At 32.1% G+C, this 13,356-nt stretch carries 15 protein-coding genes; 2 read left to right on the forward strand and 13 right to left on the reverse strand.

Translation table 11 applies throughout. The features are described 5' to 3' along the window. Window positions 1-453: 453 nt before the first annotated feature. Entirely contained in the window at window positions 454-705 is a 252-nt protein-coding gene (locus tag BED47_RS14980) for a hypothetical protein (protein ID WP_069034329.1), read from the reverse strand. A gap of 754 nt (window positions 706-1,459) precedes the next feature. Continuing rightward, a complete protein-coding gene (locus tag BED47_RS14985) occupies window positions 1,460-2,869 on the reverse strand; it encodes a SpoVR family protein (RefSeq protein ID WP_069034330.1) in 1,410 nt (469 codons plus the stop codon). 166 nt (window positions 2,870-3,035) lie between these two features. Here BED47_RS14985 and BED47_RS14990 point away from each other — a divergent pair, with 166 nt between their 5' ends. Then, window positions 3,036-3,248, forward strand: coding sequence for a hypothetical protein (locus BED47_RS14990; protein WP_069034331.1), 213 nt, complete (start codon window positions 3,036-3,038; stop codon window positions 3,246-3,248). Window positions 3,249-3,794: 546 nt separating this feature from the next. On the opposite strand, the gene BED47_RS14995 is transcribed toward BED47_RS14990, so the two are convergent. From BED47_RS14995 to BED47_RS15020, 6 genes are all read right to left on the reverse strand, one after another. Beyond that, window positions 3,795-3,995 carry a cold-shock protein gene (locus BED47_RS14995; protein WP_069034332.1) on the reverse strand — a complete coding sequence of 67 codons (201 nt, stop codon included), beginning with the start codon at window positions 3,993-3,995 and terminating at the stop codon, window positions 3,795-3,797. Between the two features lie 272 nt (window positions 3,996-4,267). Beyond that, on the reverse strand, window positions 4,268-4,492 hold the full coding sequence (locus BED47_RS15000; RefSeq protein ID WP_069034333.1) for a hypothetical protein: 225 nt from the start codon (window positions 4,490-4,492) through the stop codon (window positions 4,268-4,270). Between the two features lie 177 nt (window positions 4,493-4,669). Then, on the reverse strand, window positions 4,670-5,056 hold the full coding sequence (locus tag BED47_RS15005) for a hypothetical protein (RefSeq protein WP_069034334.1): 387 nt from the start codon (window positions 5,054-5,056) through the stop codon (window positions 4,670-4,672). 41 nt (window positions 5,057-5,097) lie between these two features. Next, the gene (locus BED47_RS15010; protein WP_069034335.1) at window positions 5,098-5,472 is read right to left on the reverse strand and encodes a DUF2750 domain-containing protein; all 375 of its coding nucleotides are present in this window, start codon (window positions 5,470-5,472) and stop codon (window positions 5,098-5,100) included. 162 nt (window positions 5,473-5,634) lie between these two features. Further along, window positions 5,635-5,973, reverse strand: a complete 339-nt coding sequence (locus tag BED47_RS15015; protein WP_069034336.1) for a hypothetical protein — start codon at window positions 5,971-5,973, stop codon at window positions 5,635-5,637. 239 nt (window positions 5,974-6,212) lie between these two features. Continuing rightward, a complete protein-coding gene (locus BED47_RS15020; RefSeq protein ID WP_069034337.1) occupies window positions 6,213-6,578 on the reverse strand; it encodes a DUF2750 domain-containing protein in 366 nt (121 codons plus the stop codon). A 352-nt stretch (window positions 6,579-6,930) separates the two neighbouring features. Between BED47_RS15020 and BED47_RS15025 the strand changes: the two genes are divergently transcribed. After that, window positions 6,931-7,344, forward strand: a complete 414-nt coding sequence (locus tag BED47_RS15025) for a hypothetical protein (protein WP_069034338.1) — start codon at window positions 6,931-6,933, stop codon at window positions 7,342-7,344. Between the two features lie 168 nt (window positions 7,345-7,512). Here the strand turns inward: BED47_RS15025 and BED47_RS15030 are convergent, their stop codons facing one another. The 5 genes from BED47_RS15030 to BED47_RS15050 form a co-directional block, all read right to left on the reverse strand. After that, a complete protein-coding gene (locus BED47_RS15030) occupies window positions 7,513-7,815 on the reverse strand; it encodes a hypothetical protein (protein ID WP_069034339.1) in 303 nt (100 codons plus the stop codon). Between the two features lie 62 nt (window positions 7,816-7,877). Continuing rightward, window positions 7,878-8,072, reverse strand: coding sequence for a hypothetical protein (locus BED47_RS15035; RefSeq protein ID WP_069034340.1), 195 nt, complete (start codon window positions 8,070-8,072; stop codon window positions 7,878-7,880). A gap of 257 nt (window positions 8,073-8,329) precedes the next feature. Continuing rightward, window positions 8,330-8,977, reverse strand: a complete 648-nt coding sequence (locus tag BED47_RS15040; protein ID WP_069034341.1) for a reverse transcriptase domain-containing protein — start codon at window positions 8,975-8,977, stop codon at window positions 8,330-8,332. 839 nt (window positions 8,978-9,816) lie between these two features. Next, the gene (locus BED47_RS15045; RefSeq protein ID WP_084006942.1) at window positions 9,817-11,541 is read right to left on the reverse strand and encodes a GMC family oxidoreductase; all 1,725 of its coding nucleotides are present in this window, start codon (window positions 11,539-11,541) and stop codon (window positions 9,817-9,819) included. A 769-nt stretch (window positions 11,542-12,310) separates the two neighbouring features. Next, complete coding sequence (locus BED47_RS15050) at window positions 12,311-13,201, reverse strand: Vgb family protein (protein ID WP_069034343.1); 891 nt, start codon at window positions 13,199-13,201, stop codon at window positions 12,311-12,313. Window positions 13,202-13,356 lie beyond the last annotated feature (155 nt).

The following is a 13,356-nucleotide window of genomic DNA, read 5'->3' on the forward strand; positions in this document are numbered from 1 at the left end:
ATTGAATGCAGTCGAAAAATTGCAAAAAGAATTAATGAAGACGCGCGAAGCGATCGATATCGTCAAGATCATCTTAGCGAAGAAAAACGACCCTCATCTCGAAGAACAGTTGAAAAGATTAATCACCGAACACAACGAAATTGTGACAGAAATCAAGAGCATCCAGTAAGGATGCTTTTTTATCTTATCGCCCTCTACTCGTAACTACCCGGACGCAATCAAATCATTAGACCAAAGAATGCAGTCAATGGAAAATAAATTGCAAGCGATGGATGAAAAATTCACATATTTCATGGACCGACAACATTCAATTGAATAAATGGAATACAAAAAATCAAGTGGAATTTACCATCAATACGCAAGGCTCTTTAAATTTAATTGATGATTTTTGAACTAAAAAAGGTTGTCTAATTAGACAACCTTTAGAAACTCTTATACAACTAACGCACTGCGTTAGTTGTCAGGAATCCCGAACTCAACTAATTTTTCTTTATGAAATTTGTATTCTTCTTCTTTTAGATGATTGTTATAAACGCTCGGTTTCATAATTTTTTTAAAGGACTCTTTTTTATACAAATTTAGAATTTGTTTGTTTAGCTCTGGAAAATGACCCGGATGATATAAAACAACATCTGCATTTTTAAACAAATTCTCTCTTTCAATAAATGTGTTTTTACTTAATAAGTTCGCAAATTGAGCAATCAAAAATAGCACCTCTTCATTTCAATTAATCATTTTTATCAACAATTATTATTCGACAGAAAATACCGGTTACCTTTTTATTCCAATAATCTACCAATTCAAATTAGAAGATACCTTTTTTTCTCATGCTTACTAAAATAATAACTATTCTTGTTACACCAATAATAATTGATAATAATCCTAATACAATCCATAAATAGATATTATATTATTAAAATATAGTCCAATCAGTAAAACTACGCCTATTGTAGATAGAATAAAACTATCTAATTTATTAGGAACATTAACTATTGCGTGCATTATAAGGATTAAAGCATAAATAAAAGTTGAAAATTTCACCCAATAAAACCCAAAGTTTAATGAAAAAGTAAAGAACATAGGACCTAAAATAACAAATATGTTTAAAGTTTTTTCATATTGTTTCTCCGTATTCTATTTTTGAAATTTCTCCAAATCATATTGGTACCGTTTATATTTGTACAATGATTTTAATTTTATCATTAAACCAAAAAGTATTAATCAATCAAAAGACTCATGAAAATTGCAATTTCTTATTCAACTATTCTGCCATAAAGTTCCATAAAAAAAATCGACTATTCAGCCGATCATGTAATTCAACTAAAGCGTGTTTCATATTATTAAAGCTTATTCATAATTGGAACGCCCTATCACATTGCTAACATGAGTTAGTTAATGTACTATGCTGTAAACAACGTTTAAGAAATAGCTAAAATAAAATAAACGCCTAAACAGGTGTTTACAAATTTTTACGATTTACATTAATTCCGTCATAACTAAATAATACAGTTTTTCCATCCATCCTTGTTTCAATATGAGTCGTTCTTCCCCATAATTGGTATAAATATGGTAAAACTTTCTCTAGATATTTAACATCTAATTCAATCTCTTCAAATGAATGCTTTAAATACAATTCACCTTTTTTTTGATAGTCCCCATCATCTACGGTAATATAAGGATATCCTCCATTCGTACGCATATTTACTAATTGATCACGTACATTCACCCAACTTTTATCATTAATCTTATATTCTTTTCCATGTTTTTTAAACAAGTACAAGTCTTTGTTCATCACAAATTCTTTTGATAAATAGTTTCTAATAAAACTAGTATCTGATTCAAGCTCACGTACTTCAAAAATTTTTTCAGTTCCAGAACCAACTTTCACCCCATTTTTTTTCATTTCTTCAGATGGATTGTTATATCTATCTTCAATATCCTCAAACATTTTTAGTCCGAAATAGTAAGGGTTTATACTTGTTTTCGAGGGCTGTACTACACTTGCATTCAATTTTGCATATTCAATTGATTCACCTGAAGTTAAATCTAACTCTCGCATAATACGTTGATGCCAAAGACTAGCCCATCCCTCATTCATAATTTTTGTTTCGAGCTGTGGCCAAAAATATACCATTTCCTCTCGTAACATTGTTAAAATGTCTCGTTGCCACTCTTCTAATTCACGACTAAAATGTTGAATAAATAGTAAAAGATCCTTTTCAGGTTGTGGTGGGAATTTCTTTTTTCGAGGATTTACAGGAGCAATATTTTCTTTTTTATTATCCAAATTCCATAAATCATCATATGGTCCTACTCGAGGAAGGGGGATAATCACATCATCTTCTAATTGCCACGTTAATCTATTTCTTACAATAGAAGGGTCAATATGTTCTTGGATAGCTATAACTGCATTCAAAAATTCATCTACTAACTTTTTTCCATATTTTTGTTCATATTGTTTAATTCTTTCAGCAGTTGCTGCCATGCTTTCTACCATATCTCGATTTGTATTGCTAAAACGCACATTATTTTTAAAGAAATCACTATGAGCGAGTACATGGGCAACGATCAATTTGTTTTGAATCAGGCTATTGGTATCAAGTAAAAATGCATAACATGGGTTAGAATTAATCACTAATTCATAAATCTTACTTAATCCTAGATCATACTGCAACTTCATCTTATAGAATTTTTTTCCAAAGCTCCAATGTGAATATCTTGTTGGCATTCCGTACGCACCAAACGTGTAAATAATATCGGATGGGCATATTTCATACCTCATTGGAAAATATTCAAGCCCAAATCCTTTTGCAATTTCAGTAATTTCATCTATTGCATACTCTAATTCACGTAAATTATTTGAGTCCATTATTATTCCCCCTACTATGTGTATTGACAATGTATGATAATTTTTGACGTTATATACTATGGAGTTCAAATAAATAAATTCTACATAAAATTTGTAGTTTAAATGAGATTACAGGACAAAACCTCTTTTGTGTCGAATTAATATAATTTAGAAGGGAGATGTGAAAATGAGTAAAGAGAGTCTATTAAAGAACCTTCGACTTGCAACAAGAGGAAATTACTTTCTAATCAACATTAAAAATCCCTTGGGAAATGATAAAAATATGATTGAAAAACTGGCTAAAGAACTAGAACTAGATGGAAAAATCAAGCTAAAAGAGTGCACGCATTTAGAAGATTCAATCTTTTTAAGTGGAATACTTAAGTTTGCATCCAATTAAATTGGATGCTTTTTAATCGTTGAACAAATTGAATTTTAAATAGATCCGATCGATTAAAAAAATAGACTTTCTTCGAGTAATATTTCTTGCACTTTCGGAACGCTTTCCAAATTGAAATCACCCCTTTTATATAATTATACAATTTGCTTGGAGATTTTTCCTTATTCCACTAATCTGCCATTTACTTTAATAAAAAAAGACCACTGAAGTAGTCTACGTTGTTCAACTAAAGCGCCCGTTTACTGAAGATCATTTCTAGTTAAATTAGTATTAAAAAGATTGTTTCTTCTTAAAGAAGCGCACACGTTAACCAACCAAAAAACAGAGCTTCACCACAGGCAATGTAAGAAAATTACGTTCTTACATGGTAGGTTGATTGAAATTAGGAATCCTACAAATTATGTGTTACACTTTGTTTACCATTTGATTTACTGTTTTCTGTTTTCTGTATTCTGTTCCCTACTCATTAGTGAGTGGGGTTTTTGTTTTTTTAGAAAAATAAAAAACAGACTCAAATTAAGAGCCTGTCCATGTTAGTTATTATAATTAAGCCTTGCGAACGTTAGCTGCTTGTGCTCCACGTTGACCTTGCTCAAGGTCAAAAGTCACTTCTTGACCTTCATCTAATGTTTTGAACCCTTCGCCTTGGATAGCTGAGAAATGAACGAATACGTCTTCTCCACCTTCACGTTCGATGAAACCGAAGCCTTTTTCGCCATTAAACCATTTTACTTTACCTTTTTCCATGTTTGTTCACTCCTAGTGTGTTAGTACACACAATGTATTACTATCCTTGCTCTCAGTGATCATCAAGACGAAAAGTTTTACTAATATTATCCTTTACACCGAACAAAAATAATTCACCTTTAGAATAGCATTTTTTGAATTTGTTTGCAAGGTTACTATATATAAGTCGAATTTTCAGCTTCTCATTAAAGTAAACACTCAATTTAATTTTGTGCAAAATTTATAAACACAATAAAGTGTCTTTGGTTGTTCTTGTTCAACTAAAGCATGCGTTAGTTGTATAAGAATGACTTAATAGAAACGAATATATTAAGCCCAGATACAAGGAAAAATGCATAATTAAGAGGCTTACGTTTTTCTTGCATACCCATTATCAATAACGTTACTCCTAAGAAGAATAACGTATAAGGCATTACAACAAAACTATCTGTTATTAAAGCATATACTGCTAAAACAAATGTAAGTAGCGCAAAAACATTCTTTAATTTTTTTAACAAACAACTACCTCCTTAATTAATAATTTAAATGATTTTCTAATTAAATTCCTACCATATTACTCCAAATTTGTGTTTCAAATCTTCATCAATTAAACTCCCAATTTGTACAATAAAAAGGGAACTACCAAAGTAACTCCCAGTTGTTCAACTAACGCATGCGTTAGTTCAATAAGAAATTTAATTTTCTTTTATCTTTTCTAATATAATTGAAAAAGCTAATTCTATTTGTTCAAGATCCAACTTATATTTTTTTGCTACTTCAATTGTTACTTTCTGCAATTTTCTTATAAAGGAAAGTTCTTGATCTACACTATTCAAATTGGAGAACTCTTCCCAATTTAGTGACGTTTCAACTTGCAAAATCTTGTCCCTAAGTTTAAACAGTTTCACATAATTATCATCAATAATTTCTGTATCAAAAAATATTTGTACTATTTCTATTTTATTAGAAACTTTAACAAATTGCTGTATTTGATTATTTACTTGGTCCTCAAGAGGATACAATAATCTAAAACATTTTGAGACCTGTCTTATGCTTGTTTGTGGTCTTGAACTTAATCTCATAAATAAATCACCTCTACTCTGTAACATAAGCATTAGTTAGTTCAATAATTTTCAAGTTCATTTTCTAAATCTCTGAGTAGTAATTCATATTCAATTACTGCAAATTTATTATCTACTGGAAAAATTGCAGGTTTGATTTCATCTTTTTCCATTCCAGGTAGCCACTTATTTATAAAATCATCTAACTCAATGGTGATTGGTTTACAATTAGCCCACTCAAGTTTTGCATAGTTTTGAGCAAATTCTTTTTTAGGAAAGAAAGGAAGAATTTTATTACCTTTTTCATCAGAAGCAGTAACAAAACCATCATCGTACAACGCCCAAACCTCTTCATAATCGGCAACTTTTTTTATGAAATATTCATATCTAATATTTGCTGGTAGTTTAATAACTGCTTCGAATTCTTTATTATTCATTTCTGAGTACCCCTAGTAAATAATTGTTTAATTTCATTTTATCACTAATTTCCTTATCCAACTAAACTGCCATTTAGTTCCACAAAAAAAATCGGCTAAAGAGCCGATCATATTGTTCAACTAAAGCATTGCGTTAGTTGAATAAGGTAAAATCATAAAGATTTAAAGTTCATTAGGATTTATAATTTTGTTTTCAATTAAAAATTCAGCTTCAGATTCAATCATTTCAATATAGTTTCTCTTCTTAAATGGTTTTACTATTTTAGAAATCCCACGTAAATTCCCTTGAACTTTTGTTATATTATTTTGAACATCAACAATAACTGTTAAATATATTTTCTCTTTATATCTAACTACACCAGTGACTTGTTTGTTCTCTAAATCGATATTTGTATATTCAGGTTCAATTTTTAATTGCGCAAATGTTGTCGTTCCAATATTGTTTTTAGCTCCAACCTTGAATAATAAAAAATCAATGAAATCTCTTAGTTTTTGTCCCAACGTCTTATCTCCAATGTTAAATTTCTACTTCAATAATAGACTAAACTGATGTAATTATAAATTACATTTTTGATATATTGTTAAATACCTTATACAACTATCCTGCCATTTTGTTGAATAAGAAAAAGCGATCCTCTATTGAAGAATCGCATGCGTTAGCCATCCATGAATCAAAGATTCACAACAGTGAATGGCAGTTTAAATCGTACTCCCATGGTAGTTGAACAAGCCTATTATTTCTAAGCTTTCTTTTGTTGTAATTGACTAAATAAATCTGCTGGTTCTATTTCCAAACCAATTAACTGTGCATTCCAATTAACACCTACTAATAAACCATCTTCATTCATTCCGTAAAGCCAGCTATTCATAAATGCTTCTAAAGGTAAAGATGTTGGTTGATAATTCGACCATCCCTCTATTGCACATTGACGTGCATAAGCTTCATCTGACCAAAATGGCATAACAGTTGTATCTTCATATTCATTCGAATCACATACACACCAGCCATCTTCATTCGCCAACCCCCAAACTAATTTACTCTTTGAAACTCTTTCAATAAACTTTTCATATCTTCTTTTTGAATTTATTTTTAAATCAAATGACATTTTCTTCTCCTTTTTAATGCCTAATTCAATAATATAATTAATTATTCTAATTGAACTATACTGCTATTTTTTTGAATAAAAAACAAACTGCTAGCAACTCGTGATTTTCAACTGTTAATAATTAACCGTTCTATTCTAATTGAACAGTCATGACAATTCGCTTTTAAAAAGGTAGTTATGTAAAAATAGTGTAACTGTTTTATAAAACATTCGCATTCTATTACTTTTATGTAAATTTCTATATACTAGAAGACACACAGATTATTATTTTATTTAAAATATTAAGTATTCAGCAAAAGCCACTTTTTATTTATTTGTTTTGATATTATAAAAAAAATAAGGAGGGATTTTGTTGGAGAATTCACAAAAAGTTTTAAAAAACGAGGCATTATGGGCGGTATTCTTAACTCCGCATTTTTTATTTGCTATTTTTATTATTGCTTACTTTATGATCTGGTGTTTTAATCCACAGGATAATATTGTGATTGCAGCTGCAATTAGTTCCTTTTTTTATTTTTTTGTAGATTTCTTTATTTCCTTACAAGAATCAAATGATAAGCAAAATCCAGATCTTGTAAAATTTAAATGGCTTGCATTTGGTGCTGCTTTTCTATGCCTAGGCATAATGCCATTAATTGTACCAGTATCGAAAGTTGAATATGGATTAGCTGAATTTATTTCTTTTATAACATTTACTGGTGCTGCTGTTTTACATGCGCTAAAACAAGCAATTCCTACTTTTAGAGAATTAAATAAGTTACAATAAAATGATAGTTATACTCCATAAATAGGACTTTGTCTACAAACTTAAAAGATGGTTATTCACCATCTTTTTTCTATTTTAGTAGGCTCTGTTAAATTAAAATATTTAGTTGTATAAGAATAGTTGTTAACTAGAGTATTTTTTAAGTCTGTTTTCGTAAAAATTGTTGCTTTATGGTTCCCTAAAACCAAATATAGCCATTAATAACACAGGGATAATGGTCACTCCTATAACGAAGAGAAATACAATTATCATTCCAAAATATTTTAAGAAGCCTTTTTCATTAGACCTTACACCCAAGATACCAAATATTATACTTGTTATCATAGAAGCAATTCCTGAGAAGAAAAATATTCCTATGACGACTTTTTCCCAATATGTTGGGATCTCGGAAATTGAATAACTCACTATAAACAATATAATTCCGACAATACTCAAAATCGTTGACCACAATCCTTTTTTCAACGAAGTCATTGTCCCCTCCCCTTACATATTAAATTTTCAACCCATCCTCAAGTAGAATTACCGTCTAAGTGTCAATAAAACATTTTGATTATAAAAGGGATTACGATATAAGAAACTAATGGACCAACTAACCCAAAGCCAAGAAAAAGTGCAACAAACTTACCAACAGTCGATAAACCTTTTTTTCGTTCATTGTTTAAACTTTCAAGTTTATCATTCATCGCTTTTAGTTCTTTTAGAATTTCTTTATTTAGCTCTTCAGACATATAATAATCTCCTTTAAAACTTAATTTATAACTTTAGTATAAATTAAATTGGTAAAATTTGTAATTAATATTTTTTCGCAGGCAAATTTCTTATTAAACTAAAACTGGCCTGTTATCAAAATAAAGACCGATAAATTTTTCATGTTATGCAACTAGTCGAGTAGAATGGAGTCTTTTTACCTTGCGGTAAATTGCACTCCACCCCCTCTCAGAACCGTGCTTGCACTATTAATGCACACGGCTCCTCCAGTAATCATTTACAGAATGTAGCTAATTTCTTTTCTTAAATCATAGATATTCACCTTAACCCTTGGTGAGGGTAGTGGAAATTTGCTCAGGAAAAGTCTGTATTTCTCCCATTTGAAGGATTTCCTTAAACAGCACACGAAGTCATCCGCATACCTTACTAGGTATGCTTGTCCATTTTTTATGTCTACATCTACAACATAGTTTACTGACCTCTTTTCAATATAGAAGTTCAGTATTTTCAAAGCATCGTGGCAACTACGATTTGGGCGAAATCCGAACGAACAGTCCAAGAAGTCAATTTCATAGATAGAGTTTAATATTTTCGTAACACCTTTTTGGACAATCTTATCTTCATGTTCTGGTATTCCTAATGGTCTTTTCTTTTTCGAATTGAGCTTCGGAATATACATTCTCCTAACTGGAACAGGGCGAAAGCTTTTGTTTTTAAGGCTGCTTACTAAATCCTCTATATTTTCTTCGAGATTACCACCGTATTGCTCTTTAGTTGTGCCATTTATCCCAGTTGCTTTCTTATTTGGTAATTCAATATCACATTGAATTAGTGATTGCTTATCTAGTAAATGTGCTAGAGATGTAAATTGCATTTTAGGATCAGATTTTGCTAATTCTGCTATCCTTAGTAGTTTTGTTTCCATTTGTTATACCTACCTCTGTGTGTAGTAAATGTGTCCCTATTAAGGGTGATAAACTGGTAGTAGCCTTTCCTCCATCGGCATTTGGTTTCCTTACTTTTTATCGCTTGTACACCATACTCTTCTAAAAAAAAGAAAAGACCGGTAGGGTCTCCCGAGTTGCCGTATCATATCAATGTATAACGTGCCAAGGTCTATGACTCCAGAGAGGCTTTACCTTTCTCGCCTTACCGAAAGGTAGAGTGTAGCTTTCTGCTATGCATAAAGCACCAGCCCTCTCGATTTACTAACATTATGAAGCTCAATCCCTTCAACCATTTGGCTTTCGGCCCGCTACCTCACTGTCTACGCTTAAAGACTAAAGTTACCTTTAGCCCTCCAAGACTCGCTACGAGCGAATGGCTAGTTCTTACTCGACGGGAATCCCACCCGTTATATGACACGACCTAGGCTCGGCCGCACACGCATGCGTTAGTTGGCTAAAAAAAGAGAGAAACTCACAGAATAAGTTTCTCTAAAAATAGGTGATATTGGTAAAAAATTAAAACAAGAAATGTAATATTATAATATAAAAATTATTATCAATTGTTTTAGTTATACGCCTTTTAATTTGGGAAATTTTGTAAATAAACTACTATTTAGCTTCACAATTCTATTTATGCACGATGAATGATGCTTCTTCATATTGAGAATCAGTATAACCTTTGATGGTCTCATAACGGTTATAGTTCATCTATGTAAAAAAATGTTTATCTTATACGCTAATGAAAAAGGATACCGTAGTCTAAGTTGAATAAAAAAGGGTGCTAAAAACCAGCACCAAATAATTGATAAATTGGAGTTTAATCTTGAATGAATCGTACAGCATTTAAACCGATAATTTGAGAAGGGAGTGAAGTATTCCCATCAGGTAAAATAGGTGCGACCGATAGATCAGCCACCTTTAGGTTCTTTGTTCCAAAAACATTCAATTCGCCATCTACGACACCTTCTCGAACACTCCTTGCCATTTTGCATTGACCTCCAAAGTGGAAAACATTACGATATGAGGCTCTTACGTAACTTTCTAATTTTTTACGCTTTTCTTCGATATTTTTTATCTCAAAGATAATTTCAGGCGGGAATACGACTTTGAATATTCCTTCAGGATCGATTTCACGTGCTTTCTTCATAATGTTGTGGGTCTCAATAAACTGATCAACCATGAAATTCAGGTCATCTGCATCTCCAAGAGGATTAAGGTCTATGGAAGGATATGCCTCAGGATCGCTGTGTGAGACCATAATAGTACCTCTGCTTTTTGGGTTATCGTCAAAAAGTCCAAAACTTATGATATTGCTTTTCTTTTTAGGATCGAAATCCCAATTATTTTCCAATACCTCTGAGGCAGGAAGAAACGTTGGTGCTGGTGATCCTATTATTTGAAGGCGACGCCCTCCTTTACCACGATCTGCATTAAATGCACCTAGTGTAATTGGATTGTCTGGGTCTGCAGCCATGAGTTCTAAAATCCGATCGGTTTTAACTTCAACTCCCAATCCGGTTGTAAATTGGGTTTGAAAGTTATGTCCTACATTTGGACTGTAAATTAAAGTTTCTATACCTGCTCTTTTCAGATCATCCGGGTCCCCAATTCCCGAACGTTGTAATATAACAGAAGATAAATTGCCTGCACAAAGAATTATTCCCTTTTTTGCGAATGCTTTATTTGATTTGCCATTTCTGACAAAGTCAACTCCAACTGCAACTTGAATTTTTCCATCTTGCTTAAATAGAATTTTATTTACTGTTGTTTTTACCAAAATAACTAACTCTCTGCCGCCAACTCCAATTTCATCTGGATGGAACTCATTTCCTTGTGTCACTATTTTACTATTTAAATATCCAGTTGCAGTAGATGAGCGAACAAATTTTCCATTTACTTCCTTATTTAAAAACTGTGATTTAAAGAAAGTACAATCCCTAATACCAGTATTGTAATCCTCGACTATGGGAATATCTAATATTTCTGATGTTGCTTTTGCTAATGTAACGGTAATCCCATCCTTAGGAATAATTTGTTGTCTGATAAAAATAGGGCCCTTTTTACCTCGTTCTTCTGGTTGTTGAGTCTTTCCAGTATAGGTTTCATTTTTTTTGAATAGTGACTTTAAACTGTTATAACTCCATTGAGGTCCAACTAGGCGTGCCCATTCATCATAAAGTTCCTTGCTTCCCCGTACAGCATACATGGCATTATGTTCAGAGCTTCCACCTATTGCTCTACCGCCTGATACTCTAAGTTGTTGGTTCCCAATTGCGGGCTGTACATTTGTAAATATATTAAAGGAATGCCTATTATCAGCAGACAAAACACCGGATACTGCACCTGAAGGACTGCTTAGCTCTGGAACCATATTTGTGCCTGGTTCCAAGACCAATACAGAAGTTATTTTGTCATCTGATAATTTTTTTGCAATTACACCACCTGCTGTACCTGCACCTATCACAATAAAGTCGTAAGTATTATCGTTCAACACTGTATCATTCCTTCCGTTACTGGGTTTGCATGAATGTGGACTATTCATTTTTATGATTTATTATCTAAACTTATGAAAATAAATGGCATTTACTGAAGCAATTACCTTCTTATTGGATATAGATGTATGTAATATCTTCTATACTCGTGCTAATAAATAAAGTAATAGAAAAATCCCAACTTCTTATTAAAAAATTAAGAAACTGGGATTTTTAATATATTAAATTCCTTTAGGTTGAAAATCCAATATTCTTGACACTTCACTATCTTCCCTCGATCTGAAATAGAAGTTGATTGATCATAATCGCCAGTGTTAAGTGTTGTTTAACTATCGCATGCGATAGTTGAACAACACTTAGGGGCTGAATGATCAGCTCCTATTTATTTGCATATTAGTGTTGTAAGGTAGTATCAGCGGTAGATGCTTCTTTATCTTCAACTACATTTAAAAATGTGACTTTCACTCTTTTTGACACAAGTAACGGGTGCTTTATTTGAATAAGAAAGGAAAATTAATTTGTATCAGCTTCAATCAGCCTTATTAATTCATCTAACGAATTCATTACTTCCTGGGACTTCACTCACTTTTATTCACCACCAGTCTTTAACATCCTTGAACTATTCTATGAAGTAAATCAAATCCTTTATCAACAAAACTAACATTTACTACAATAAAAAAAATCGACTTAACAGCCGATCATGTTGTACAACTAAAGCTCGCGTTAGTTCAACAAGAGAATGTTAAATACATAAGAATATCGTTAAACAAATATTTGATATAGCTATAGTACATATTAAATAAGCTAACTACTTTCCTTTTATTTTATTAAAGTTAATTTTCCTATTTTGTTACATTCTAACACGAACCAAACGGCTCCATCCCTGTCGCATACAATTCCGTGGGGTTCAGCATTAGGAGTTTTTATTGTATATTCCACAATGGAATGGTCACTTCTTAACCTTCCTATTTTATTTGCACCCCATTCAGTAAACCATAAATCACATTCTTCTCCAACCGCAATAGCATGTGGACGTGCATTAGGTGTAGGGATGTCATATTCTATTATCTCGCCAGAATAAGAGATTCTTCCTATCTTATTTCCCATTATTTCCACAAACCAAAGTGCATCATCTTTCCCTCTTGTAATGCCTACAGGTCCTGCCGATGGTGTAGGAATTGGGAATTCCATTAATTCTCCAGATTCGGTTATTTTACCAATAGCATTGTTCTGGTTTTCCGTGAACCAAAGAGAATTATCAGAGCCCAATGTAATAAAAGAAGGGTATGAACCTTTGTTAGGCAGTTCGTATTCATGAATCCTCCCATCTCCCGTCAATTTACCTATCCGATTTCCATTCATCTCGGTAAACCAGATATCCCCATTCGGACCTTCTGTAATTCCAAATGGGGCTGAATTTGGATTTGGCAAAGGATATTCTGTAAATACACCACTTGTAGAGAGCATTCCTATTTTGTTGGCTCCATGTTCCGTAAACCAAACATCTCCTTTTGAAGATACTGTTAAACACATCACTTTAGCATCAGGAGTGGGAACAGTATATTCTTGAATTTGTCCTTCTTGATCAACACAGCTAATCTTGTTTGCTTTATGCTGGGTAAACCATATTTTTCCATCGTTTGAAACTGCTATCCCATATGGACCTGAATCAGAATTTGGAATATTTATTTCTTGAAGTACAAATTGCATTTTAACCCCTCCATTAAATATTACCTTTAACTAACACATACAATAACATTTTAAAAATTCCATATATTAATAATTCCATTTTCCCGCTCAAAAAAAACTCTTCATTGTTGAAAATAAATCCAAATATTTATATTCAACAATCTATAAGTTATACC

The organism is Gottfriedia luciferensis (assembly GCF_001712755.1).
In the GTDB taxonomy this organism is placed as follows: Bacteria; Bacillota; Bacilli; order Bacillales; family Bacillaceae_G; genus Gottfriedia; species Gottfriedia luciferensis_B.

Coding starts and splice junctions, on each gene's coding strand:
- BED47_RS14985 (WP_069034330.1), bottom strand. CDS start 2,869: ATGGACTCAAATAATTTACGTGAATTAGAGTATGCAATAGATGAAATT.
- BED47_RS14990 (WP_069034331.1), top strand. CDS start 3,036: ATGAGTAAAGAGAGTCTATTAAAGAACCTTCGACTTGCAACAAGAGGA.
- BED47_RS14995 (WP_069034332.1), bottom strand. CDS start 3,995: ATGGAAAAAGGTAAAGTAAAATGGTTTAATGGCGAAAAAGGCTTCGGT.
- BED47_RS15005 (WP_069034334.1), bottom strand. CDS start 5,056: ATGAGATTAAGTTCAAGACCACAAACAAGCATAAGACAGGTCTCAAAA.
- BED47_RS15010 (WP_069034335.1), bottom strand. CDS start 5,472: ATGAATAATAAAGAATTCGAAGCAGTTATTAAACTACCAGCAAATATT.
- BED47_RS15020 (WP_069034337.1), bottom strand. CDS start 6,578: ATGTCATTTGATTTAAAAATAAATTCAAAAAGAAGATATGAAAAGTTT.
- BED47_RS15030 (WP_069034339.1), bottom strand. CDS start 7,815: ATGACTTCGTTGAAAAAAGGATTGTGGTCAACGATTTTGAGTATTGTC.
- BED47_RS15035 (WP_069034340.1), bottom strand. CDS start 8,072: ATGTCTGAAGAGCTAAATAAAGAAATTCTAAAAGAACTAAAAGCGATG.
- BED47_RS15040 (WP_069034341.1), bottom strand. CDS start 8,977: ATGGAAACAAAACTACTAAGGATAGCAGAATTAGCAAAATCTGATCCT.
- BED47_RS15045 (WP_084006942.1), bottom strand. CDS start 11,541: ATGAATAGTCCACATTCATGCAAACCCAGTAACGGAAGGAATGATACA.
- BED47_RS15050 (WP_069034343.1), bottom strand. CDS start 13,201: ATGCAATTTGTACTTCAAGAAATAAATATTCCAAATTCTGATTCAGGT.